The organism is Chthoniobacter flavus Ellin428 (assembly GCF_000173075.1).
Taxonomy (GTDB): Bacteria; Verrucomicrobiota; Verrucomicrobiia; order Chthoniobacterales; family Chthoniobacteraceae; genus Chthoniobacter; species Chthoniobacter flavus.
The window spans coordinates 339,658-363,279 of record NZ_ABVL01000006.1; the positions used below are offsets into that span (position 1 = coordinate 339,658).

Here is a 23,622-nt window from a genome sequence, read left to right on the forward strand (position 1 = left end):
CGCTTGCACTGCGTCGGATTCCGGCAATAAGTCCCGCCGTTCATGAATAAGCTCGTCCCTTCCATCTCCCTGGCTCTCCTCGTGTCCTTTGCTTTCACCGGTTGCGAAACACCGGGTCAGAGCGCGCTGACTGGCGCGGCCACCGGGGCGGCGATTGGCGGGTTGGCCACGGGCCATGGGGATGGTGCCTTGGTTGGCGCCGCGATTGGCGCGGGCACCGGATATCTCGTTGGCAAACAAGTGCAGGCCGAGCGCCGCGCGGCCTACGATGCCGGTTACTACGATGCGCGCAACGAAGACCGCGGCTATCCGGAGGATCGAGGCGGCTATCGGGAAGACCGTTATTACCGCGATCGGTATCCCTCCGGTCGTCTCACGGATCGCCCTGGTTTCGTGCTCAGCCCGTACTATCCGTACAGTCGCATCGACGTGCGTGGCATCCCCCGTGGAGCGCAGGTGGAAGACCCCGCGACCCACCGGGTTTTCATCAATCCGTGATCACTTCCCCGCAAGCAGCGCATCGACGCGCTGCTTCACGGCTGGGTCCATCTTCAGCAGGTCCGGCCAGGTACGGTGATATCCCTCGCCGGGCAACTTGCGTGTGGCATCGATGCCCATGTGGGTGCCGATGCACGCCGTGGTCTGCGCGTGATCGAGCGCGTCGGTCGGGTTCTTGATGAACGTCGAGTCGCGCTGCGGGTCGGTATTCGCGCACATCCGGAAGAGCACTTCGCTGGTGTTGTGCACGTCGCAGTCCTCATCCACGACGACGATGTATTTGGAAAACATCATCTGCCCCATGCCCCAAAGGCCGTGCATGATCTTGAAGGCCTGCCACGCGTACTGCTTGCGGATGCTGACGAAGACCAGGTTGTGGAAGACGCCCTCCGCCGGGAGCGCGATGTCCACGATCTCCGGGAAGTTCATTTTAAAGATCGGCAGGAAGATGCGCACACTCGCCGTGCCCATGTAGAAATCTTCCATCGGCGGAATGCCCACGATGGTCGCCGGGTAGATGGCGTTGTGGCGATGGGTGATCGCGGTGAGATGAAACACCGGGTAGTCATCCACCGGGGTGTAGAAGCCGGTGTGATCGCCGAACGGCCCCTCTGGTCGCATTTCTCCGGGCTGCACATAACCTTCGAGCACGAAATCCACATCCGCCGGCACTTCGAGATCCACGGTCTCGCACTTTACGAGCTCCACCGATTTCTTGCGGGCGAAGCCGGCGAAGAGGATTTCGTCGAGTCCGTCCGGCAGCGGCGCCGTTGCGGCGAAGGTGTACGCCGGATCGCCCCCGAGCGTCACGGCCACGGGCATGCGCACGCCCTTTTCGTAATAGCGCCGCCCATGCCGCGCGCCGACCTTGTGCACCTGCCAGTGCATGCCGGTCGTGCGGTCATCGTAGATCTGCATGCGATACATGCCGAGGTTGCGCTCACCGGTGTCGGGGTCGCGGGTGTGCACGCAGGGCAGGGTGATGAAGCGCCCGCCATCCTGCGGCCAGCATTGGAGAATGGGCAGGTTGAGCAGCGTGGCGAGAGATGGAGGATGGGAGATGGCAGATGGCAGAGCGTCGGCGTCGGAGAACCGGTGCACCACTTCCTTGCACGGACCGCTTTGCACGTGCTTCGGCTTCGCGTTGAGCAGATCGAGGCCTTGCATGGCCAGCGTCCAGGCGTGCTTGAGCGAGGTGGGGGGCTTGGCTTTGAGGATCAGCTCCATCTGCCGCATCAGTTCGTCGATGTGATTCAGCCCCAGCGCCATCGCCATGCGGCGATGCGAGCCCATCGTGTTGATGGCCAACGGGAATGCTGCCTCCTTGCCATTCACCGTCGGTTTTTCAAAGAGCAGGGCCTTGCCGCCGCCGGTGGATTTCATTTCCCGGTCGGCGATTTCCGTGATCTCCAACTCCGTAGCTACAGGGAAGCGGAGGCGTTTCAATTCGCCCGCGCCCTCGAGCGCGGCGACGAAAGCGGAAAAGGAATCGTAAGCCATGGGCGCGGAGTCTAGGACCTGGCCGGGGAGAGTCAAAAGGGATGCAGTCGTGGAGTCATCAAATCCCTGCCTTTTGTCCCGGGCGGGTACCGTTTGTGCATTTATAAGTAAAAAGCCGCATGGCAAATCCCCCCAAAACCGAAACCCACAGAGAAGAACTCCCCCTGGCGTGACGCTAAACAGCGCACAACTCCGATCAGAATTGAAGTTGTTGAGCCGCGCTTTCTCAACCGTGAGATTACGTAAACTTAGTTTTACTAAAATTCTACTGCTGATAGCGGTTGCCTTGGCAGCCACTTCGTTGCCGGCACAGGAGGTCTCGGTCAATGAGCACAACGTTCAAGGGCTGGAGCAGGATTTTCTGCTGCGAGTCTGGGAGACCGCCGATGGCCTCATGCCGACGACCGTCCGCTCCCTGACCCAGTCGCGCGATGGCTATTTGTGGATGGCGGCTTGGGATGGATTTGTGCGTTTCGACGGCGTCCGCGCGGTCCTTTTCAACGGTAAAAATGCCCAAGGGTTGCCCACGGTGCCCAAGGGGAACCGGGTTTTTGCCGACTCCACGGGGCTGCTTTGGGCGGCCACGGCGGAGGGACGCCTCTTCTCTTACGATCGCATCACCTGGCGCGAATACCGTCACGCGCACGGCTGGGATGGCCTGCTGGTGGAGTCGATCACCGAGGATGCGCATGGGCGCTTGATCTTCTGTGGAGCGAGCAAGCTGCTGCAATTTGCCAACGGGCATTTCACTCCCGTGGCACTTCCCGAACTGCCGCCGGATTTCCATCCGCCCCTCAAAGCCGTTTTCGACCGGGGCAACAAGCTGTGGCTGACCAGTCAGACCCATCTCTGGAGGGAGGAGGGAAAGGGTTGGAAACTGGTCTGTTCGGGATCGAGCCTGCATCTGGCTTTGCATGGTGTGGCGGCGGCGCGCGATGCGGGAGTCTGGGTGGCGACGACTCGCGACTTGCGGAAGTACATCGACGACAAGCCGGTCGTGACCCTGCCGCGTCCCGAAGGTTTCCTCGGCGAGAACCTGGAATTGCTCGAAGATTTCCATGGCGATATCTGGGCGGGCAGTCCGACCAAGGGGATCCGTGTGTGGACACCGGATGGGGAGATCGTCAAAGTCGGTCGCAGCGCGGATAATCTTGCCCCGCAGATCACCTGCCTCTTCGAGGACCGCGAGCGCGACGTTCTCGTCGGGACGAATGGCGCGGGTTTGGCGCGCTTCAAGCCGCGTCCTTTTGCCTCCTGGTTTGGCCAGCTCGGTGGCTTGGCCGGAGCGATGGTCAACAGCATTGGGGAAGACAATTCGGGGCACATCTTCATCGGCACCGACGGCAGCGGTTTGCGGCGGCTGGAGGACGAGAATCCGCCGTCGCTCATCTCCACGACGGATGGTGTGCTCGGTCGTAAGCTGCGGGTGATGTCGCTCCTGCGCACGCATGAGGGAGAAATGATCGCCGCCACCGCCGGCAAAGGCCTGTATCGTGTCGATGGCGAAACCCCGGTTCTGATTCCCGCCGAACCACTCCAGAACGAACTCATCCGCGCACTTTTCGAGGATTCGCATGGCCGATTGTGGGTCGGCCACGAGCACGGCATCACTCTGCGTGAGAATGGTGATTTCAAGCCGGTGTCTGTCGGACCCAATGCGGTCCTGACGAGCGTCCGCGGCATTGCGGAAGATCGCGAAGGCACGATGTGGTTCGTTGGGCAGCAGGGGTTGGCCCGCTGGCGCGATGGGAAGCTGGAGCTCGTGCATTTGTCGGCGGTCGATGCACACGCCAATTTCCTGGGGCTCTTTGTCGACCACGATGACGCGTTGTGGATCGGCGTGGAATCCAGAGGCTTGCTCCGCCTAAAGGGCCGGCAGGAATTTCTCTACACTACCGCTCACGGCCTGCCGATCACCTCTGCAGGAGGATTTCTCGAGGACGAGGACTACCTTTGGGCGAGTGGGGAGAAGGGCATCGTGCGCATTACGCATACGTCGCTGGACGCCGTCGGTGCGCGGCGGGCCAATCGCCTGGAACTGCAACTTTTCAATCGCGCGGACGGTCTGCCTTCCGACGCCTGCCGCCGCGGCTATCAACCCGTGGCTTTCAAGTCTTCGGACGGCCGGTTCTGGTTTGCGACTTACAAGGGCGCGATCTCCGTCAATCCGCAGCACATTGCAAAGGCGATCTTCGAGCCGTCCGCCACCATTGAGGAGATTCGGGCTGAGGTGGAGCAGATCACCGTAACCCCCGCGAACCGCGACCATATCGACATCCCGGCCGGCACGCGGCACATGACCATTCGCTGCTCCGTGCCCTCGCTCGGCAAGCCCGACTACGCGCGTTTCCAATACACCCTCGAGGGTTTTGACACCGTCTGGCACGACGCCGGCGGCGAGCGCGTCATTCGCTTCTACGATGTCCAGCCGGGGAAATATCGTTTCATGGTCCGCGCCATTGGGACGGACGGCCGATTCGTGGAGAAGCCGAGCGCCGTGGTGCTCATCGTGCATCCTTTCTTTTGGCAGGAAATGTGGTTCCGCGCGCTGTGCGTGATGGTGCTCGTCTCGGTGGTGGCCTTCATCGTGTGGCGCAGCCAGCAGCAGCACATTCGGCAGCAGGAGGAAAAGCTGCACGCGCAAAAAGCCCACGCCGACCTGGAAATGCAGCTCCAGCAGGCGCAGAAGATGGACGCCCTCGGGCGCCTCGCTGGCGGCATCGCCCACGATTTCAACAACCTGCTCACGAGCGTCGGCGGCAACGCGGAGTTGCTCCAGACCGAGTTGTCCCCGCAATCCCGCCACTATGAGATCGTCAATGACATCGCCGCGGCGTCGGCGCGCGCCAGAGAGTTGGTCAGCCAGATCCTCACGTTCAGCCGCCGGCGCGCGGTGGAGAAGGTGCCGATCGATCCGGCGCCCGTGTTGCGCGAAGCGGTGAAGCTCCTCCGGGCCGGCCTGCCGGCGATGATCGATCTGCGCATGGAGATCGTCGCGCAACTTCCGCCCATCCTCAGCGATGCCGCGCAGCTCCAGCGCGTCATCATGAATCTCGGGACGAATGCCGCTCAGGCCATCGGCGCGAAGCAGGGACATATTCGCATCGACGCGCACGAATGCCTCGTGCGCGAGGATGCGCCGGTCGATGGCGTCCCCGCGGGTCGATACCTGCGAATCGCCGTAACCGACGACGGCCGCGGCATGGATGACCGGACCTTGAGCCGTATTTTCGATCCTTTCTTCACGACGAAGGCGATCGGGCAGGGGACCGGGCTCGGGCTCTCGGTCGTGCATGGCATTGTCGAGGCCTATGGCGGCCACATCACCGTCGAGAGCGAACCGGCGGTCGGCACCGTTTTCCAAATCTTCTTTCCCGTGACGGACCAGATGCCTCAGCCCACCGCGGCTCCCGCACCGGTGACACCAGCGAGAGAGCCCGAATCATCCGTGGCGCAGCCGCCGGAAGAAGCTGCGTCCATCACCATGTCGGGCGAAGGCGTGATCCTCGTGGTCGATGATGAAGCGGTCGTACTCAAAGTCGCCCGCACCATGCTCGAGCGCTTGGGCTATGTGGTGGAGGGGCATGTCGATGCCACTGCCGCGGCGGAGGCTTTTGCCGCGGCGCCGGATCGCTATCGGCTGCTCCTCACGGATTTCGCCATGCCCCGGCTCGGCGGAGTGGAACTCGCGCAGCGCGTTTGGGCGATCCGTCCCGGTTTCCCGGCGATCCTCTACACCGGCTATGGTGGACGCCTCACGCCGAGCGAGGCGAAGCGGATGGGTTTCCTTGAATTGCTCGCGAAGCCTTTCTCCATGCAAAAGCTCAGCGAAGCCGTGGCCCACGCCCTCAAGGCCGACGAGACCGGCGCGATGGTGGTCACCGAAAGCGTAGTTTGAAATCGCTGACTGCCGGGTAGCGAATAGACAGGAATTGCGCCGGGGATTTGTGCATGCTGGCGCCGCTCCATGTCGCAGAACTCTCCCTCCACCCATCGCTCCGCCGTTCTCCTGCTGCTGGCTACGGCAGTGATGTGGAGCCTGGGCGGGGTGCTGGTGAAGAGCGTCGAATGGCCCTCGATGGCCAAGGCCGGCGCGCGCAGCGCGATCGGCTGCGTGGTGCTGTTCCTCTGGTTGCGACGGCAGACGCGTTTCACCTGGCGCCCGACGCAACTCGGTGCGGCGTTGGCCTATTGCGGCACGGTTTCGCTCTACGTCATCGCCAACGATCGCACCACCGCGGCCAATACCATCTTCCTGCAATACACCGGCCCGATCTATGTCGCGCTGCTCAGCCCATGGGTGCTCGGCGAGCGTGCGCGGCGCAGCGACTGGCTGTGCATTGCCATCGCGCTCGCCGGCATCGCGCTTTTCTTTCGCGATCAATTTAGTCCGCGCGGATTGATGGGAATCTTCGCCGCACTGGGCAGCGGGCTCTGCTACGGGACGATGATCGTGCTCCTGCGCAAGGAACGCGACTCGTCGCCCGCGAGTGCCTTGCTCCTCGGAAATTTAATCACCGCCGTGATCGGCCTGCCGTTTGCCTTCGGTCACTCGTTGCCTCCAGCGCAGGCCGGGATGATTGTCGTGCTCGGCGTAGTGCAACTCGGCCTGCCCTATGTGCTTTTCAGTATCGCCATCCAGCGTGTGACCGCGCTCGAGGCCGTGCTCCTGCCGATGCTCGAGCCGATTCTCAATCCTCTTTGGGTCGCCATCGGCCGAGGCGAATGGCCGGGTCCGTGGAGCCTGGCCGGCGGCGGCCTGGTGCTCGGCGCGGTAATCTTGCGCGGGTGTCTGGGCACAATCGGTACCGCAAGCAAAACGTCGGCCTAGTTTAACGCAGAGTTTAAGCCAGCCTCCGCCGCAGCATGATCACCCGCCGATCAAAACCGCGATCGCCGGCAGGAAAAGCATCCCCTCGACGATCCATTCGTAAAAGCGTTCGGAGCGCGGATGGCGCGCGGCGAAGAGCATTCCACCAAGATAAAGCGGACCGATGATGCACATGACTCCCCACACGGCGCGGTGTGCATCCGAGGCCAGTCCCCAGGCGCCGAGGGCGAGCGCTTCGATGATCACGAGCAACGCGACCAGCAGCCAGCGCGTGCCTCGTTCACCGAGGACCACCGGCAGGCTACGAATGCCGCACGCTTCGTCACCCGTGCGGTCGCGCAGGTCGCACAGGATCATGTTGAACATCAAAAACGTCCACGAACGCAGGGAACCGACGGCCAGGGTGGCCAGGTCCGTGCCGCCATTGCCGAGGTGGAGAAACGGCAAACCGAGCACGGAGGCGGTGACGATGGTCGGGGCGAAGAACGTCTTGAGCAACGGCACGTCCTTGAACCGGAAGCCGAAGAGCGGGATCGAATAATTCAGCGACACCAGCGCCCCCCCGAGGACGAGGACCAGCGTGAGCCAATCGTGCCGCACGATGGGCAGCACGAGCAGCACGAGGCCGGAGGTGATGAGAACGATATAGCTGAGGACGCGCAGGCGGGCGGCGGCCGCTTCGCGCACCGGAATGTTGAGCGCATCCGCGGGATCGCGGCGCAGGCGGTCGGCGTTGTAAACGAGCAACGCCGCGCAAAACCAATAGGGCATCCATTGGCCGACTTCCCAATTGAAAAGCTGCCCGATTGCCCAGCCAAAGGCCGTGATCCCCAGCGCGCCGTAGATGCTGAGCGTGTGCAGCAGCATTTCCAGCTCCCGCAGCACCGTGGTGACCGCACTGGGGACGATGGAAATTGGCAAACTGGAAGGTGTATGTTTCAGTGGCTCTGACCTTCGCCCCAGACGCCCTCCACTGCAATCTCCATGAGTTCTCTTCCTGAATCGGGTAGCATCGCTCCCCCCGAAACCCCTACGCCAGCCCCCGCCGCCAAACAGGAAGACGACCTCGAAGCGATCAATTATTTCAAGGATGCGCACGCGATGATTAAACATCAGCTGGCGAAAGTGATCGTGGGACAGGACAAGGTGATCGACGAGTTGCTGATCTCGATTTTCACTCGTTCGCACGCGCTGCTCGTCGGCGTGCCCGGCCTGGCCAAGACGCTGCTCATCTCCACGCTGGCGCAGACGATCAATCTTTCCTTCAAGCGCATCCAATTCACCCCTGACCTCATGCCGAGCGATATCACTGGCACGGAGGTCATCTACCAGAATCCGCAGACCAACGAGCGGCAGTTCAAATTCCTGCCCGGCCCGATCTTCGCGAACGTCATCCTCGCGGACGAAATCAATCGTACCCCGCCGAAAACGCAGGCGGCGATGCTCGAGGCCATGCAGGAGCGCAGGATCACCGTTGGCGGGGTGAATCACGTGCTGCCCGATCCCTTCTTCGTCCTCGCCACGCAAAACCCGGTTGAGCAGGAAGGCACGTATCCGCTGCCTGAAGCGCAGCTCGACCGGTTCATGTTCATGATCTTCGTCGACTACCCGAGCATGGAGGAGGAGCTGGAGATCATGAAACGCGGCACCGGCATGGGTGGGGGCACGCCGCGCAAGATCATCGAGATCGATCACATCCTGTATCTTCAGGGCGTCGTCCGCCGGATGCCGGTGGCCGATCACGTGTTGCAATACGCACAAAGGATCGTTGCCTCGACCCGCGCGAAAAGCCCGCAGGCGCTCGACTTCTGCAAACGCTGGCTCGCGTGGGGCGCCGGTCCGCGCGCCTCGCTCAATCTCATCCTCGCGGCCAAGGCGCACGCCATCGTCCGTGGCCAGGTCTACGTGAGTTGTGAGGACGTCGCCGCCGTGGCCCCGTCCATCATGCGCCATCGCCTGTTGCCCAATTTCGCCGCGCAAAGCGAAGGCGTGACCAGCGACGACATCACCCGGCTCATCCTGGAGAAGATCCCGCAGGACCGGTGAACACTTGCGCTTCCACCGTCTCTGAAGCACCTTATGGCCGATGAAACTGCGCCTCGACCTGCTGAAACACCTCACGGCGGAGGACGTGGAGGAGGAGATCATCGCGAACAATCCCCGCTACAAGCCAGAGCCGCTTTTTTCGAAAACTGGAGTTGGGAGCTTGTCATCGGCTTCAACCGAACAGCGTGCGCAAGAGGTAGAGCGCAGCACGGCCTTAATCCAGAGGCTGAAGGAGCGTGCTGCGCAGACTGGGAATCCAGGCGAAGCTGCGAAATAAGCCTCGGAGAGGCGCTCGATTTTCTGCGCAGCTTCCACCGGCGCGCGCCTTTCCTCTTTTTTAACGGGAACACCTTTGCGGATGCCGGGCGGCGTATTTGCGAGGCCATTTTTGCGGATCTGCCATCGATTCGCCGCCGGGCTATCGCGAGCGCTGTCGGACATTATATCGCCGGTGTGCTCGATCGCGGATCAATGGTGCAGGTGATCGAAGAATTGTGGCAGACAGCCCAGCTTCAGCCGGGCGACCGGGTGAAGACGTTAAAAGGGACGCTCCACGGCATTATTACCCGTGTGCTGGAGGATGGCCGCGTTGCCTGGCGCCCGGATGGAGCGGCCAGCGAACTGATGGCGTTGCCGGAATCGCTCGAACCGGAGAAACACTGATGGCCGCGAAATCCCCTCACAACAACCTGCTTGATCCCGAGGCGATTCAGCGCGCGGAGCATCTGGGCTTGCAGGCGCGCACGATCGTGGAAGGCTATATGGCGGGTGCGCATCAGTCGCCGTTTCGGGGCTTCGCCATCGAATTCGCCCAGCACCGCGAATACGTGCCGGGAGACGATACGCGACATCTCGACTGGAAGGTGCTCGGGCGCAGCGACCGCTATTACATCAAGCAGTACGAACAGGAGACGAATTACGTCGCGCACCTGTTGCTCGATGGCAGTGAGTCGATGAAATACGGCTCCGGGAATATCTCGAAACTCGACTATGGCCGGACCGTGGCGGCGTGCCTCGCCTATCTCATCCTGCTGCAGCGCGACGCGGTGGCCGTAGGCGTCTTCGATGCGAAGATGCGGGAGTACCAGCCCCGCACCGATGCGCTGGGCAAAATCCACCAGATCTGCGAGGTGCTGGCGAAGTTCGTACCCACAGACCAGACCGCCATCGCCCCGGCCCTGAGCGAGCTCGCGCGGCAGGTGAAACGGCGTGGCATCGTCATCCTCATCAGCGATCTTCTCGATGACGAAACGAAGATCCTCGAAGGCATCCAGCACCTGCGTTTCGGCGGACACGAGGTCATCGTTTTTCACGTGCTCGACCCTTACGAACTGACTTTCCCCTTCCGCGGCACGGTCGAGTTCCACGGTCTCGAACAACAGGGCAAAGTGCTCACGCGGCCAGCGGAACTCCGCGCCAGCTACCTCGCCGAATTCAACGCCTTCCTCGACCGCATCCGCCTCGGCTGCGAACGCCAGGGCTGCCCCTACGTCCGCATCTCCACCGACCAACCCTGGGCCGACGTCCTCAGCGCCTTCCTGGCGACGCGCTTGCACCGATATGGATGAGGAAGATTTAAAACGCAGAGACGCAGAGACGCAGAGATGGGTAGCTGCGATTCACGTCGGTACTGAGGGAATACTTTGCCTGCTGCGGAGGAGGGGAAATGCACGAAAATGACATCTCGCGTGAGATCATCGGTGCAGCGATTGAGGTGCATCGGGAGGTCGGTCCGGGCATTCTCGAAAAGCCGTACGAAGAGGCGATGTGCCACGAACTGCATTTGCGACACCTTCCTTTCGTCAGGCAAACGGCCGTGCCTTTTGTCTACAAAGGCGTACGGCTTTCGGTGGACCTTCGCACCGATTTAATCGTGGCAGGAAAGGTAATCGTCGATCTCAAAGCCAAAGACCAGATAACGGCTGTCGATAAACTAAAAGTGCTCACCTATCTCCGTTTGCTGAATCTTCGCCTCGGCCTGCTCATCAATTTCCACGTCGCTGTCCTCAAAGACGGTATCTATCGAGTAGTCAACAACCTCGCCCCACGGAATGAACCTCCAGACACGCCCAACCTCCATTCCTGAAACTCTGCGACCTCTGCGTCTCTGCGTCTCTGCGTTTTAAAACCGAGCCGTGGCCTTCCTCAACCCGCTCCTCCTTTTCGGCATCATCGGCATAGCGTCGCCGATCATCATCCACTTGCTCGCGAAAAAGAAGATCAAGCGGGTGGTGTGGGCGGCGATGCGGTTTTTGAAAAATGTGGTGGAGAAGAACCAGCAACGGCTCTCGTTGGAAGACATCATCCTGCTTCTCCTGCGTTGCGCGTTGCTGGTTTTGCTGGCGCTGGCCCTTGCGCGGCCGTCGTTCAAGAAAGGCGGGCTCGCCGGCTTCGGCGATAGCAGCGAGACCGCGATCATCGCCATCGATAACTCAGCGAGCATGTCGCAGAACGACGGCGCGACGTCGAAATTCGAGCAGGCGCAAAAGGCCGCGGAGGATGTGCTCGACTCGCTGCCCAGCGGGGCGTCGGTCGCGGTCTGGCTGGTCTCCGACGTGGTGAAAAACGTCATCCCCGAGCCGACGCACGATCTCGCCCTGGCACGCAAATCGATCCGCGAAGCCCAGCGGTCCGATCGCGGCACCGAGATGCCCTCGGCCCTGCGTCGCATGGTGGAGGTGCTGCAACGCCAGCCAGTCTCGGCGAAACAACTCTTTCTCATCACCGACGGTCAGGCCAACGGCTGGAAGCAGCTCGCGGAAACGCGCGCATTGCTCGACGCGGCCAAGGATGTCCATGCGCGTTTCGTGCTGCTCGGCGAGAGCGAACAGCATAATCTCGGCGTCACGGAATTGCGCATGGCCAGCGCGCTGGCGCCGATGAATGAGCCGGTACGATTTGAAATCGAAGTGGCCAACTATGGCGTGGCCGATGCGAAAGACGTGCATGTCAGCCTCGGCATCGATGAGAGCCGCCGGGCGACGACGCAACCATCGACACGATTCCTGGAGGTGAATCGAAAAAGATTTCGCTCTACGCCACATTTCGCGAAGCCGGTTATCACTCCGTCACCGCGCGCCTGCCGGCGGATCGCAATCCCGCCGACGACCAGCGCTCCTTCGCCGTGCGGGTGATCGGCGAGATCAATGTCCTGCTCGTCGACGGCGACCCTGGCATCGAGCCACGCGAAAGCGAAGTCTTCTATCTCCATAACGCGCTCACCCCGGTGCCACCCGAGCAGCGTGAGAAGTATTACATCAAAACGAAGACGATCACGCCGGCCGATCTGCCGACCACGAAGCTTGGCGATTACGAAGCGGTGGTGCTGGCCAATGTCTCAGAGGTGCCGGAGACGGTGCTGGTCAGCCTGGAGCGTTTTCTGCGATCGGGCGGTGGACTGATGGTTTTTCCCGGCGGAAAGATCAACGCCAGGTTTTACAACGACAAGATGTTCACCGAGCGCGCGTTTCTGCCCGCGGCTTTCGGCGAGCCGCACGGCAACGCGGAACAGCAGGAGAAATACTTCACGCTCCAATCCAAGAACTACGATCACCCGATCGTTTCCATTTGGCGTGACCCGGCGGCGGGCAACCTGGCCAGCGCGCATTTCTATCGCGCCTTCAAACTCGAGCCGGCCAAAATTCCCGCCGCGCGCGCGGAAGCCGGGCCGCCGGCCGTGGTGCTGAATTACGAGGACGGTCAACCTGCAGTGATGGAGCGGACGTGGGGTTTCGGCCGGGTGGTGCAATTCAGCGGCACTGCGGATAGCGCCTGGAACGACCTCTGCATCCGCCCCACTTACGTACCGCTGATTCAGCGCACGCTCGGCGCGCTGGTCACGCGACAGGAGGAAAACTTGAACCTGCGCGTCGGCGCGAAACTCAACGCCGTGATGGATGCGGAATTGGTCGGCAAGGATTTGCTCGTGAAACCGCCTGGAGGCAAAAGCGATGCGGTCGTGCTGCGGCGTGTGACCGCGACGAATGGCGTGCCGCTGCTGCAATTTGATGTCACGGACAATGCGGGTGTTTATGAAGTCCGGCAGGGCGACGACGCCACGCCGCTGCTGCGTTTCGCCACGCAAGCTGATCCCGCGGAATCGAAACTCGAAGATTTACCCGCGTCGGATTGGAAGACCTTCGACGGTGTCGCACAGGTTTTCCGCTGGGTGCCTGGGATCAGCCTGCGCGGTGCGTTGCAACGCGAGCGCACCGGCAATGAATTCTGGATGGCGATCGTGTTGCTGGTGCTGGTGGCGGCAGTGGTTGAGACGACGCTGGGCAATCAATGGAGCCGCTCACGATGAATTTCACCGAGATCCTTCTGCGGCTTTGCGGGGTGAAGATCGAAAACGCCGCGCACATCGCCGGCGCACATCTCGCCTTGCGCAACGGCGACTTGCTGGGCTGGGTGATCCTGTGCGCGTTGCTCATTCTCGCGCTCACGTGGTGGAGCTATTGGCGCGTGGCCAGCGAGCTCACGTCGCAGAAAGTACGCTGGGTTTTGACCAGCCTGCGCGCCGCGCTGTTCTTGTTGTTGCTGCTCATTCTCTTGCGGCCCGTGCTCGCCTTCACCGTCGAGGGAACCATCCGGCGCCAATTGCTAATGCTCGTGGATACCAGCGCGAGCATGAAGATCCAGGACCCGCGTTTCGATCCGGCCGATCTGGCCCGCGCGGCGATGGCCAAGGGCATCCTCGATTTTCGTAAGGGCTTGCAGCAGCCGCTGGCGCCCGATCAAGCCGCCAACGTGAAGCTCGTGCCGCGCGTGGAACTCCTGCAAGGCGCGCTGAAGAGCGATCAGCTCAACCTCATTTCCAAATTTGCCAGGGAATACGACGTCAGCGCCTACGGCTTTGGCCAGAGCCTGGCGGAAATCGGTGGCGGTGCCCCGAAGGAGACCGCCAAAGGACCGCCGGCAAAGGCAGCGGCAGCGGACGTGGCGTGGATCGATCAGCTCGATCCGAAAAGCCAGAGCACGGCGATCGGCGATGCCGTACGCGACTTGCTCGAGCGCAAGCGTGGCCAGCCACTCGCGGGCATTTTCCTCGCCACGGATGGCGCGAACAACACCGGCACCCAGCCGCTCGAAGCCGCGCGCCTGGCCCGCGCCGAGGGCGTGCCGCTTTACATCTACGGCGTCGGCATCACCTCGCCGCGCGACATCATCGTGGCGAATCTCTTCACCCAGGAAGTGGCCTTTGCAAACGACGAATTGCCCGTGACCGTCCGCGTGCGGGGCCAGGGCCTGCGCGGCGAACATGCGCAGATCAACCTCAGACTCGGAGACGAGGTGGTCGCGAGCAAAGACCTCACTTTCACCAGCGACGAAGAACAGACCGTCGCGCTGCCCTTCACGCCGAAACAAGTGGGCGAATACGAGTTGCGCGCCTCGATCGATCCGCGGGAAGACGAAGCGGCCAAGGATAACAACGCGGTGAGCCAGCGGCTCAAGGTCATCGATAGCAAAATCAAGGTCTTGCTCGTCGAGGAGACGCCACGCTGGGAGTTCCGTTTCCTGCAGAGCGTGCTGCTGCGCGACCGGCGTATTGATTTGAAATGCTGGCTCGCCGAGGGAGACCCCGGCCTCTCGGAAGGCGCGAACTCGCCCTTCGTGAAGACCTTCCCGCAAACGAAGGACGAGCTTTTCAAATACGACCTCTTGATTCTTGGCGACGTGGGCGTGAAGGACATCGGCGCATCGCAGGTGGATTGGCTCGGCGAGTTCGTGTCGAAGTTCGGTGGCTCCTGCCTTTTCATCGCTGGTCCGCGCAACAATCCCTACGCCTTCCGTGGCACCGAAGCCGAAAAAATGTTGCCCGTGGAATTGAGCGACGGCCCCATCCGTAACACCGGCATCGATCGCCCGACCACGCTGGAGCTAACCCCGCTCGGTCGCACCAATCCGATGCTGCGCCTCTCGGCGAAGGACGATGAGAATGCCGCCATCTGGAAGCGATTCCCGCGTGTCTATTGGGTGGCGCGCGTCGCCCGGGCCAAGGCCGCGGCGCAGGTGCTCCTGCAGGACAGCGATGCCACGAAAGCCTCGCGCTATGGCAAGATGCCCGTCGTCGCGCAGCAGCAATACGGCCTCGGCCAGGTGCTCTTCGTCGGCACAGATAATACCTGGCGCTGGCGGCGCAACGCGGACGAGCGCTACTATTCCATCCTCTGGGGACAGATTGCGCAGAAGCTTGGACTCGCGCATTTGCTCGGCGGCTCGAAGCGCACGCAGATCAGCACGGACAAGCAGAGCTATTCCGTCGGCGAACGCGTCACCGTCTACGCGCGGCTCTATACGGCGGATTTCAATCCGCTGAAGGATGCCTCCGTGGAGGGCAGCTATGTCGTGAAAGCGCCGGACGCCGCGACTGCGCCGGATTCTTCGCGGCAGAACGTGACCTTGCGCGCTGTGCCGGATCAGCCCGGCATGTATCGCGGGGATTTCACCGTCCTCACGCCGGGCTTGCACCAGTTCTCCGTGAAGTCGGATCCGAAGACGGTATTCGAATTCAGCGCCGCCGAGGCGCGGTTCGAATTCGGTGAGACAGCGATGAATGAAGCCATGCTCAAGCAAATGGCGGAGATCAGCGGCGGCGAATTTTTCCGCGAGGAAAATCTCGCGCATTTGCCAGAGGCGCTACGCGCGAAGAGCGAGCATGTCGCATCCGTCGTGGATGCGGAGATGTGGGCGTCGCCGCTCTATTTCCTGCTGCTGCTGGTCGTCGCGACGGTGGAGTGGGCGCTACGCAAGCGGGCGCAGTTGAAGTAATGACCCGCGAAGCGGAACGGAACTATTCCCGGTCTAAGCCCCGCCGCGCTGCTGAATCTTCCGATGGTGCAGCCGCCGGATGATGATCCGGCCGACGATCACGTGAGCGGGCAGCAGGACCAGCGTGCCGAGGCCGATCCAGCCGTGCCAGCGAATGAGCCATGCGCGAAGGTCTTCATCCGCGGCGTAGTAGAGACCGTAACCGGTTGCGATGAGAAAGGTGTTGAGCCCCAGCAGCAAGACGCCAGAAAGGCGGTTCTTCGCTGCCTTCCAGCCGCGCTTCACGTGTGCGGTCAGCGCGCCGAGGACGAGCAGGGCGAGCATCGCCGCGCCACCGTGAATTTTGCGCGAGAGCGCGGGAATTCTCTCCCAACTTTCGCTCGTGGGCAGACGCTCGGGAAACATCAACACCGCCCCGGTGAGCAACAGCGCAACGAAGGCGAGATAAACGGCCGCCCGCAGCGGGCGGCTAAGACGAAAACTCGAGCGTTGCATGCCAGTGAGGACAGCATTTTTGTTCACCGCCCGCGGAGACGAAGATCGCGTCCGCGCGGAAATGATTGAGCACCGGCAGCGCGGCTTCGGCCCGCAGCATCACGACCTTGGTGAGGGCATCCGCCAGCATGGTGCTGGAGGCGCGCACCGTGGCCGAGCGCACCTGCGCACATTGCTGCCCGGTGGAAGGATGGACGATCGCGGCGAGCGTCTGCTCCGGTTGCCAGCGTGCCGCGAAATAGTGTGCGGATGTCGCCAGGGCGGCATTGGCGAGTCGCAGGCCATGCAGCGTGGCACCGGGATCCTCGGGATGCCGGACGGCGATGGCTTGCTCGTCTCCGAAGACACGCAGGTCCCCACCCGCATTCACCAACCCATGCTGCACCCCGGCATTGCGCAGTGTCGCCACCGCGCGATCCACGGCAAACCCCTTGGCGATGCCGCCCAGGTCGATACAGACGTCAGGACGGCGAAAACGAACACGCCGCCCCGGAAGCAGATCCACATCCGCGAAACTCACGGCCCCGGTCGCCCGCCAGGCCGCCGCACGCTCACCAGGGAGAAAGCCGAGCCGCTGCAAATGGGGAGCGACCGTCACATCGAAAGCTCCGCTGGAAATACGATGCACCTGTGCCGCGGCGCGCAAGACCGCGAAAGTCCACGCGTCCACCGGCACCCGCGCGATGCGCGGCCTCGCGATTGAGCCGCGACAAAGTGCTCGCGGGATCGTGAAAGCTCATCCGCCGCTGGACTTCCTCGATGGCGGCGAAGGCGGCATCGATAGCACAGTGCGCACTGTCGGCCCGCCACCCGTCCACGGCGATTTCCACGAATGTGCCGAGCAGCGGGCGGGCCCGCCGGACTTCACTTGAGCACGATGTCATAGAACGCGCAGGCCCGGCGAACGCCTTCGGTCACATGCCGGCTCGAGAGCGTTGCGCCGCTGATGTTCTTGATGTCCTGATCGAGCCGCAGCGGATCCTTCGCTGTCTTGCCGACGAACTGCGCGCGCCATTGGTCGCCGCGCACTTCGCTGCCATACGACTCGCGATATTCGATGATCTCGATTTGCTTCACCGCGCCGCCGGCGGTGAGTCCCACGGCGAAGGTGATGTATTCGTGCTTGCCGAGGACTTCGTCCACGATGAACCAGCCGCCGCCGGACACGTGCCAGATCTGCGGGTCCTTGCGAATCCGCAGATCGCTCGTCTTCTCAATCGCCTTCTTCTGGGCCTCCGTGAGCTTGCCCTCCCACGGTGTGCAGGAGGCGCCGGGGAAGATCAGCTTTTGTGCCTGGTCGGTGGTGAGATAGACATTGGCAAAACAGGGCGCGGAAGTGCTGAGCACCAGCGCGGCCGGCAGGACGAAAGTTTTCCAGTCGGACATAAACGCTTCCTAGAAATTGAACCCGACCTTGAAGCGGATTTCGTGGCGCGTCTCTTCGGCAAAGGTTTGTGAGCGCGCGCTCTCATCCACGCCGTGGCCATAGACCTGGTAGTTGTAGCTTAGCGTCACCCACCAGCGCTCCCGCGCATAGTGCAGCGCCGGGCCAGCATACACGACCACGTGCTCGAAGTTGCCGAAGTTGAACAGCGGCCATTCGGAACGCACGTGCCCCTCCACGCCGAGGAACCAATTGGGCGCAAAACGGTAGGTCACACCCGCGCCGCCCTGCATGGAAAATTCTTTGTAGTATTGCTCCGCCGGATCCTTGCCCCAGGCCCATTCCACGCCGTAGTTCAGTTCGGTGACGAGGGTATCGTCGAAGAAGTTCTTTTGCAGAATGACTTCCGGCGCGACATACATCTCGTGCTCGAGCAAGCCGCCCACTTCATCGTGCAGCAGCCAGCCGCCCTCCAGGCGCAGAGCCAGACCGACCGGATCCTTGAACGGGCTGAGCAGACGATACTTCATCGCGCTCTCCACACCGCCGAAGGTGAAGTGATTCGCGTCCGGCAGATCCTCGACGCCGCGATTGTAAATGTAGCGGTTGTCCAGTGCGATGCTGGCCTGGAATTTGTCGGTAAACCCGTACTCGAGTTCGGTATCCGAATCCCAGCCGCGGTAAACACCGGCATCCTTGCTCGTGCGCAAGGTCAGCGTTTGGTAAAAGTCAAAGTGACCCTTGGGCAGCGTCTCCGCGCCGCGGACGAAGCCGAAGAGATTCTCGTCAGCGCGGGCCGACGGAATGTTCCCAGCGAAGAGAGCGCACGCGGCGAGCCCGAGGCCGGAGGCGGCGAGATGATTGAAAGTGAAACGTTTTTCCATGCCGCCTATTCATCCTAAATCGAAGGGAAGCCGCTTCCTCGGCGTTGTCTCGGATTTGCTCGGAATTGCGGCGGTGCAGTGCGGAGCAGTTCCGGATGGAAAACTGTGCGCTGCTCCCTAGCATGAGCGCAATGCCCTCCACCGCCGATACTCCCGCCCCGGTCAGCCGTCCGCTGGCGTTGGATGATGCGCGGGAGATCCTGGCGCGGATTCGTCAGCTGCGCGGACGCCATGGGCGCGTGGTTCTCGGCACCGGCCTAGCCATGATGATCACTGCGCTGGGCGCGTGGCTCGTCAGCGAAACGGTCGTGGACTTTCTCGCCAATCTGCCGTGGGTCGTGCGGCTCATTTTCCTGGTGATCGGCGTTGGTGGCGCGGTTGCGCTGCTGGTCTGGTTTGGTATTCGGCCGTGGCGCCAGCGACTCGGAGACGAAGCTGTCGCGTTGCTCATCGAGCGGGCGCTGCCGGCGTTTCGTTCGCGGTTTATCGCCGCCGTGCAATTGTCGAAGAACCCGGATGAAGGCGCCTCGCCCGCGCTGGTCAAAGCGCTGGTCGCGGAAACCACCGCGATGGCCGGGACGATGGATTTTTCCGCGGTCATCGACCAGCGCCTGCTGAGCCGCTGGTGGAAGCTGGCCTTCTGCACGTTGCTGGTCGTCGGCGGTCTCGCGGCGCTGGGCGACAGCAAGACCTGGCCGCTCGTGCAGCGCGCGCTGCTCGCCCGCACGCCGGTGCCGCGCAAGACGCTCATCCGCGAGATCAGCGCGCCGCAGGTCATCGCCGTCGGCGATTCCTGGCGGGTGGCCGCGATCGCCGGCGGTATCGTGCCGCAGGGCGGGCGCGTGACCTTGAAGACCGCCTCGGGCCGGAAGCAGGAGTTCGATTTGCCATTGGAATCGAATCCGCCGCCGACCTTTGCCCGCACGCTGCAGAGCATGCAGGAATCTTTCGAATACCGTGTGACGCTCGGTGATGCCGAGACCGATCCGGTGAAAGTGAAGGTCAAAGCCCGGCCCGGTGTGTCCAGTGTGGAATGCCAACAGATCTTTCCTGTCTACACGCGATTGCCCGCGCGGCGGCGGGCGTTGGGCGACCTGAAGATCCTCGCCGGCAGCCGGCTTGCGCTGAAGGTTCGCGCGAGCGGAGCGATGAAGTCCGGCGAAATTCGTGTCGTCGGCGCGGACCGCGAGAAGATCGTGAAAGCGTCGCCGCTGACGATCGATGCCAAAGATCACGCGCAACTCACCGGCGAGATCGAAGTGCCGGCGAAGGATGTGGCGGGCCTCACCTTGCACCTCGTCGATGAAGATGGCGTCGAGTCGCGGGGGGCGGCGATTTACCCGATCGAGTTGTTGGCGGATGAAGTGCCGACGATCAAGGTCACGTGGCCCGATCGCCGGGAGGAACTCCTCACCCGGGAAGCCACCATGCTCATCGCGTTCACGGCGAAGGACGACTACGGTGTGGCCAGGGTTCGGCTCAATTACGCCGTCGATTGGGTGGAAGGCGCGCCGCACAAGACCATCGATCTCGATATCGGCACGGCGCTGCCGAAGGAAATTAGCCGGCGGTTCAATTGGCGCGTCGGGCAGATCACGCCGCGCGTGGAGGAGGGGAGTGTGATCGATTACTGGTTCGAGGTGCTTGATGCGAATGATGTCACTGGGCCGGGGATCGGCACCACCGAGCACATGCAGGCGCGGATCGTGAGCGATGCCGAGAAGCGGGCGGACCTGGCGAATCGGTTGAGCGATACCATGGAAGGGCTCAACGGCGTGAAGCACGGGCAGGAGGATGTGAACCAGCAACTCGGGGAGATCATCTTCGAGAAGCCCGCGGGGAAGTGAGGAAAGGCGGCGGCTCTTAATCGTAATCTTACTCTTAATCTTAATCCCTCTGCGCGACCGAGGATTAAGAGTAAGATTAGGATTAAGATTAAGAGGCTCTTCCGTTGGCCGTACGGGCTCGGGAACCCCGGGTTTGACTCCCTTGGGGCAAAATGAGACACTAATTCCCCAGTTTCCCCTCTTATGAAACGCCTGCCTTTCCTCCTCGCGCTCGCGTGCAGCATTCTTCCGGCGGTGCATGGCGAAAATGTGCAACCCTCCGAGCGCATCCGCGAAGGGGAAGCACGGCAGCAGCAGCTCCGCGGAGAAGCGCAGAAGCTGGTCGATCAGCTCGACAGCATGCTGGATGAATATCAGCGCAATGCGCTCGGTGGGGAGGACACGAAGACTTTGCAGGCCCTGCGCGATTCGCTGGCGCGACTTTCGGTCGACGAGATGAAGCAGGTCGTCGATCTGCTGGAAAAAGCGCGGGGCGCGCAGGATGCCGGCGAGGCGAAGCAACGTGTGGCCGACGCTTACACTAGCCAGAAGGCGATCCTCGCGCAGATGGGCAAATTGCTGGCGCAACATCAGCATGACCAGCAGAGCGCAGAGATCGCCCAGCAACTCGCGCAGCTCGCGGAGCGCCAGGCGGTGAATCTGCAAAACGGCATCACCCTCGGCCAATGGTCGGAGGGGAAGAAGCCGGAGAATTTCGAGGCGGCGGCACAGGCGAATCTGCAGGGCCAGCAGGCTGAACAGGCGGCGATTGCCAATGAACTGAAGGCGCTCGCCCAGCGTGTGGCGTCGTTTGCCAGGGAACCGGAAAATGCCGAGCAAGCGGCGCGTTTCCGCAAGGGCCTGGAGGACATTCAAAAGGTGCAGCCGAGCGTGGAGAATGCCGCCGGGGCGTTGAAGGAGGGACAGCTTTTCAAGGCGGTGACCGATGAGAAGAACGCGCGCGATGCGATGCGGCGACTGGCGAAGGATATCGCTCCGCCGCCGGAACGCTCGGAGACCTTACGCAAGGCGCAGAAGGAACTGGCCAAGGCGATCGAGGATCAAAAGGAAATCGTCAAGGACACCGAGAAGGCCGCCGGGGGCGAACAGGATTTTGACAAGTGGCTCGAGCAGCAGAAGAAGGCCAACCCACGACTGGCCAAGACGCCACTCGAGAAATTGAAGAGCGACGCGCGTTTGCAGAAGCAATTCGAGGCGCAGAAAAAGGGCCGTCCGGACATGGTCGCCGCGCAGGAGCAAAAGCAGGGCGAGATCGCCGGGCGCAACGACGAGATGGCGCAAAGCCTGGCGAAGACTGCCCCGGAAGCGGCGCGGGATTTGAAAGCGGCGCAGGAAAAGATGCAGGACGCGCGGAGTGCGATGAGCGATCACAACGCGCCCGCCGCTGCGAAGAATGCGCAGGACGCGCTGGCGGCGATGCAGATGGCCGATGCGAAATTGCAGCAGGAGTTGGGCAAGGAAGAGGCGCTGGCCGGTAAGTCGGGTGATCCGGTCAAAGATTTGCAGGCCTTGCAACAGCAAGCGCAGGCGCTCGCGCAGCAGCAGGCCGAAGCAGCGAAGAATCCGGACAAATCGATGCAGGCTGCCATGGCACAGAAGGTCAATGAATTGGCCAAGCAAGCCGCGGCCATGGCGCCCAAGGCGGCGCCGGCGGCTCAGCAAGCGGCAGCCCAGGCGCAGCAGGCCGCACAGGCAGCTCAGGCAAATCAACCTGCGCAGGCGGCGCAAGCCCAACAAGCGGCCGCGCAAAATCTCGCGCAGGCGGCGCAACAGATTGCCCAGCAGGCGGCGGCCGCGCAGCAGGCGCAGCAACAGCAGGCGGCCGCGCAACAAGCCGAGAAGCAACTCGCCGAGATCATCATCGCCGAGCAGAAGTTGCAGGTGGACACGGCGAAGAGCGCGGTGGTGGTGCAGAAACGGAAGGTGGCCAAGGCCTCGGATTTCAAGGGACAGCCGGAGAAGCAGGGCGAGATAGGGCAGCAGACGGCGACCTTTGTCGGGAACCTGCCGCCTGATGCGCCGGCCGCGAAATCCGCGCTGGAGGCTGCGCAGCTGGCGATGACCGACGCGCAGACGGCGCTCGGCAAGCCCGAGGTGCAACCGGCGCAGTTCAATGAGGCTTTGGCGTTGGAGAAATTGTATGCGGCGCAGACCGCGGTGAATGCGGCGGTGGAGCAAGCGCAACAGGCGATGCCGCAGCAGCCCAATGCGCAACCGAACGCCGCGCAGGTAGCGGCGCAACTCGCCCAAGCGCAGCAGCAGGTGGCGCAAGCGAATCAAGCTTTGCAGCAGGCCCAGCAGCCCGGCCAACCGGCGGCGGCGCAGCAGCAGGCCGCGCAGAAGGCGGCAGCGCAATTGGCCCAGGCGGCCGCGCAAGCGGGTCAGGCGGCGGCGCAGACGATGCCTGGGAATGCGACCGTTCAACAGGCGGCGCAGGCCGGCGCGCAAGCCGCGGCCAAGGGTGCAGTGCAGGCGGCCGGACAGAATCTTCCTGCGGCGCAGGCGCAAGCCCAGGCCGCGCAACAAGCGCTCGCCCAAGCCCAAGCCGCGCTGGCCCAAGCGCAGGCGGGGCTCATGGCTGCGAACGGGAATGGCAATTTGCCGGCGCCCACGGGGAATATGCCTGGCCAGCCGGGCCAGCCGGGCAGCCCATCAGGTCAGCCAGGTCAGCCAGGGCAACCCGGGCAGGCGGGACAACCAGGCCAGCCGCAAGCCGGGAACATGCCGGGGAATGCGCCCGGCCAGCAGAATGGTCAGCCGGGGACCGAAGGGGCGCAGCAATATTCGCCGCCGACGGGGAATGAAGCGGTCAAGGTGGAGACACGCGGTGTGGCCGGTAGGGCGTCGTCTTTTGCCGCGCTGCCGCCAAGGGAGCGTGCGGTGATCGAGCAATCGCAGGCGGAGAAATACCCCGAGGAATACGGGGCGCAGGTGGAGCAGTATTTGCTGAATCTGGCGCGGGAGAGTTCGGAGAAGAAGTAGAGGGTGTGATGCGCGAGATGCTTGGTGTTTGGTTCGGGCGGATTTTCCACGCCAAGAGCGCGTAGATTTGTCAATGAGCGTGTGGCAGGGAAGCGCGAAGCGCTCGAAAAAAGGCCGTCATCCTGAGCGGAGCGGGGAAGCATGGGCGGAGTCGAAGGACCTCTGATTTCCGCGGGTTTTCGCGAGGAGCCTCCACCAAGTGAAGTGGCGTTTTGCGCATCGTTTGGCATGCCCGAAGCCTTCGTGCCTGTAGCGACGCCGGGACGCATCTCATTGCATGGACATGGCCGAGCGCGCAGAAAGGGAGTTTAACGAGCGAGCGAAATGGAAAGTCGAGCGAAGAATGGGCGCGTGATCGTGTTCGAATGGGAGGAGCTCCGCGCG

The 23,622-nt window shown here is 62.6% G+C and carries 19 protein-coding genes; 13 read left to right on the top strand and 6 right to left on the bottom strand.

Translation table 11 applies throughout. The annotated features are described in order from the left end of the window. Positions 1 to 42 precede the first annotated feature (42 nt). Entirely contained in the window at positions 43 to 498 is a 456-nt protein-coding gene (locus CFE428DRAFT_RS33515; protein ID WP_006979996.1) for a glycine zipper domain-containing protein, read from the top strand. Here the strand turns inward: CFE428DRAFT_RS33515 and CFE428DRAFT_RS12935 are convergent, their stop codons facing one another. Next, a complete protein-coding gene (locus tag CFE428DRAFT_RS12935) occupies positions 499 to 1,998 on the bottom strand; it encodes a menaquinone biosynthesis decarboxylase (RefSeq protein WP_006979997.1) in 1,500 nt (499 codons plus the stop codon). A gap of 286 nt (positions 1,999 to 2,284) precedes the next feature. Between CFE428DRAFT_RS12935 and CFE428DRAFT_RS33520 the strand changes: the two genes are divergently transcribed. Both CFE428DRAFT_RS33520 and CFE428DRAFT_RS12945 read left to right on the top strand, forming a co-directional pair. Continuing rightward, a complete protein-coding gene (locus tag CFE428DRAFT_RS33520) occupies positions 2,285 to 5,896 on the top strand; it encodes an ATP-binding protein (RefSeq protein ID WP_049975627.1) in 3,612 nt (1,203 codons plus the stop codon). Between the two features lie 69 nt (positions 5,897 to 5,965). Next, entirely contained in the window at positions 5,966 to 6,829 is an 864-nt protein-coding gene (locus CFE428DRAFT_RS12945; RefSeq protein WP_006979999.1) for a DMT family transporter, read from the top strand. 39 nt (positions 6,830 to 6,868) lie between these two features. On the opposite strand, the gene CFE428DRAFT_RS12950 is transcribed toward CFE428DRAFT_RS12945, so the two are convergent. Further along, entirely contained in the window at positions 6,869 to 7,750 is an 882-nt protein-coding gene (locus tag CFE428DRAFT_RS12950; RefSeq protein ID WP_042724885.1) for a UbiA family prenyltransferase, read from the bottom strand. A 63-nt stretch (positions 7,751 to 7,813) separates the two neighbouring features. Here CFE428DRAFT_RS12950 and CFE428DRAFT_RS12955 point away from each other — a divergent pair, with 63 nt between their 5' ends. The 7 genes from CFE428DRAFT_RS12955 (at position 7,814) to CFE428DRAFT_RS12990 (ending at position 15,646) form a co-directional block, all read left to right on the top strand. Beyond that, entirely contained in the window at positions 7,814 to 8,875 is a 1,062-nt protein-coding gene (locus CFE428DRAFT_RS12955; protein ID WP_006980001.1) for an AAA family ATPase, read from the top strand. A 33-nt stretch (positions 8,876 to 8,908) separates the two neighbouring features. Continuing rightward, positions 8,909 to 9,538, top strand: a complete 630-nt coding sequence (locus tag CFE428DRAFT_RS37280) for a hypothetical protein (RefSeq protein ID WP_131989228.1) — start codon at positions 8,909 to 8,911, stop codon at positions 9,536 to 9,538. Beyond that, a complete protein-coding gene (locus CFE428DRAFT_RS12970) occupies positions 9,538 to 10,443 on the top strand; it encodes a DUF58 domain-containing protein (protein ID WP_006980004.1) in 906 nt (301 codons plus the stop codon). Before CFE428DRAFT_RS37280 ends, CFE428DRAFT_RS12970 begins: the two co-directional genes overlap by 1 nt. Before the next feature lie 98 nt (positions 10,444 to 10,541). Further along, positions 10,542 to 10,961, top strand: coding sequence for a GxxExxY protein (locus CFE428DRAFT_RS12975; RefSeq protein ID WP_006980005.1), 420 nt, complete (start codon positions 10,542 to 10,544; stop codon positions 10,959 to 10,961). Between the two features lie 49 nt (positions 10,962 to 11,010). After that, entirely contained in the window at positions 11,011 to 12,009 is a 999-nt protein-coding gene (locus CFE428DRAFT_RS12980) for a BatA domain-containing protein (protein ID WP_006980006.1), read from the top strand. Beyond that, positions 12,000 to 13,181 carry a type 1 glutamine amidotransferase family protein gene (locus CFE428DRAFT_RS12985; RefSeq protein WP_042724886.1) on the top strand — a complete coding sequence of 394 codons (1,182 nt, stop codon included), beginning with the start codon at positions 12,000 to 12,002 and terminating at the stop codon, positions 13,179 to 13,181. The genes CFE428DRAFT_RS12980 and CFE428DRAFT_RS12985 overlap by 10 nt, the downstream gene beginning before the upstream one ends. Then, on the top strand, positions 13,178 to 15,646 hold the full coding sequence (locus CFE428DRAFT_RS12990) for a CARDB domain-containing protein (RefSeq protein WP_006980008.1): 2,469 nt from the start codon (positions 13,178 to 13,180) through the stop codon (positions 15,644 to 15,646). Before CFE428DRAFT_RS12985 ends, CFE428DRAFT_RS12990 begins: the two co-directional genes overlap by 4 nt. A 33-nt stretch (positions 15,647 to 15,679) precedes the next feature. Here CFE428DRAFT_RS12990 and CFE428DRAFT_RS12995 read toward each other — a convergent pair whose 3' ends face one another. Next, entirely contained in the window at positions 15,680 to 16,141 is a 462-nt protein-coding gene (locus tag CFE428DRAFT_RS12995; protein ID WP_006980009.1) for a hypothetical protein, read from the bottom strand. Next, positions 16,116 to 16,811 (bottom strand): FAD:protein FMN transferase, encoded by a 696-nt coding sequence (locus CFE428DRAFT_RS13000; protein ID WP_162145264.1) that lies wholly within the window; start codon positions 16,809 to 16,811, stop codon positions 16,116 to 16,118. Before CFE428DRAFT_RS13000 ends, CFE428DRAFT_RS12995 begins: the two co-directional genes overlap by 26 nt. A 58-nt stretch (positions 16,812 to 16,869) precedes the next feature. Between CFE428DRAFT_RS13000 and CFE428DRAFT_RS38240 the strand changes: the two genes are divergently transcribed. After that, positions 16,870 to 17,013: a hypothetical protein gene (locus tag CFE428DRAFT_RS38240; protein ID WP_237705483.1), complete on the top strand. Its 144-nt coding sequence runs from the start codon at positions 16,870 to 16,872 to the stop codon at positions 17,011 to 17,013. Here CFE428DRAFT_RS38240 and CFE428DRAFT_RS13005 read toward each other — a convergent pair. Both CFE428DRAFT_RS13005 and CFE428DRAFT_RS13010 read right to left on the bottom strand, forming a co-directional pair. After that, positions 17,006 to 17,527, bottom strand: coding sequence for an FMN-binding protein (locus CFE428DRAFT_RS13005; RefSeq protein ID WP_006980012.1), 522 nt, complete (start codon positions 17,525 to 17,527; stop codon positions 17,006 to 17,008). The genes CFE428DRAFT_RS38240 and CFE428DRAFT_RS13005 overlap by 8 nt on opposite strands. A gap of 9 nt (positions 17,528 to 17,536) precedes the next feature. Beyond that, on the bottom strand, positions 17,537 to 18,409 hold the full coding sequence (locus tag CFE428DRAFT_RS13010) for a DUF6662 family protein (protein WP_006980013.1): 873 nt from the start codon (positions 18,407 to 18,409) through the stop codon (positions 17,537 to 17,539). A gap of 131 nt (positions 18,410 to 18,540) precedes the next feature. Here CFE428DRAFT_RS13010 and CFE428DRAFT_RS13015 point away from each other — a divergent pair, with 131 nt between their 5' ends. Then, on the top strand, positions 18,541 to 20,256 hold the full coding sequence (locus CFE428DRAFT_RS13015) for a DUF4175 family protein (protein WP_131989231.1): 1,716 nt from the start codon (positions 18,541 to 18,543) through the stop codon (positions 20,254 to 20,256). A 183-nt stretch (positions 20,257 to 20,439) separates the two neighbouring features. Then, positions 20,440 to 23,238 (top strand): hypothetical protein, encoded by a 2,799-nt coding sequence (locus CFE428DRAFT_RS13020; protein WP_006980015.1) that lies wholly within the window; start codon positions 20,440 to 20,442, stop codon positions 23,236 to 23,238. Positions 23,239 to 23,622 lie beyond the last annotated feature (384 nt).

Bases quoted from the DNA above. Each gene is read 5' to 3' on its own strand.
- CFE428DRAFT_RS12970 (WP_006980004.1), top strand. From the start codon at position 9,538: ATGGCCGCGAAATCCCCTCACAACAACCTGCTTGATCCCGAGGCGATT.
- CFE428DRAFT_RS12995 (WP_006980009.1), bottom strand. From the start codon at position 16,141: ATGCAACGCTCGAGTTTTCGTCTTAGCCGCCCGCTGCGGGCGGCCGTT.
- CFE428DRAFT_RS13020 (WP_006980015.1), top strand. From the start codon at position 20,440: ATGAAACGCCTGCCTTTCCTCCTCGCGCTCGCGTGCAGCATTCTTCCG.
- CFE428DRAFT_RS13005 (WP_006980012.1), bottom strand. From the start codon at position 17,527: ATGTCCGACTGGAAAACTTTCGTCCTGCCGGCCGCGCTGGTGCTCAGC.
- CFE428DRAFT_RS12955 (WP_006980001.1), top strand. From the start codon at position 7,814: ATGAGTTCTCTTCCTGAATCGGGTAGCATCGCTCCCCCCGAAACCCCT.
- CFE428DRAFT_RS13010 (WP_006980013.1), bottom strand. From the start codon at position 18,409: ATGGAAAAACGTTTCACTTTCAATCATCTCGCCGCCTCCGGCCTCGGG.
- CFE428DRAFT_RS12945 (WP_006979999.1), top strand. From the start codon at position 5,966: ATGTCGCAGAACTCTCCCTCCACCCATCGCTCCGCCGTTCTCCTGCTG.
- CFE428DRAFT_RS33515 (WP_006979996.1), top strand. From the start codon at position 43: ATGAATAAGCTCGTCCCTTCCATCTCCCTGGCTCTCCTCGTGTCCTTT.
- CFE428DRAFT_RS12975 (WP_006980005.1), top strand. From the start codon at position 10,542: ATGCACGAAAATGACATCTCGCGTGAGATCATCGGTGCAGCGATTGAG.
- CFE428DRAFT_RS12990 (WP_006980008.1), top strand. From the start codon at position 13,178: ATGAATTTCACCGAGATCCTTCTGCGGCTTTGCGGGGTGAAGATCGAA.
- CFE428DRAFT_RS12935 (WP_006979997.1), bottom strand. From the start codon at position 1,998: ATGGCTTACGATTCCTTTTCCGCTTTCGTCGCCGCGCTCGAGGGCGCG.
- CFE428DRAFT_RS37280 (WP_131989228.1), top strand. From the start codon at position 8,909: ATGGCCGATGAAACTGCGCCTCGACCTGCTGAAACACCTCACGGCGGA.
- CFE428DRAFT_RS13015 (WP_131989231.1), top strand. From the start codon at position 18,541: ATGCCCTCCACCGCCGATACTCCCGCCCCGGTCAGCCGTCCGCTGGCG.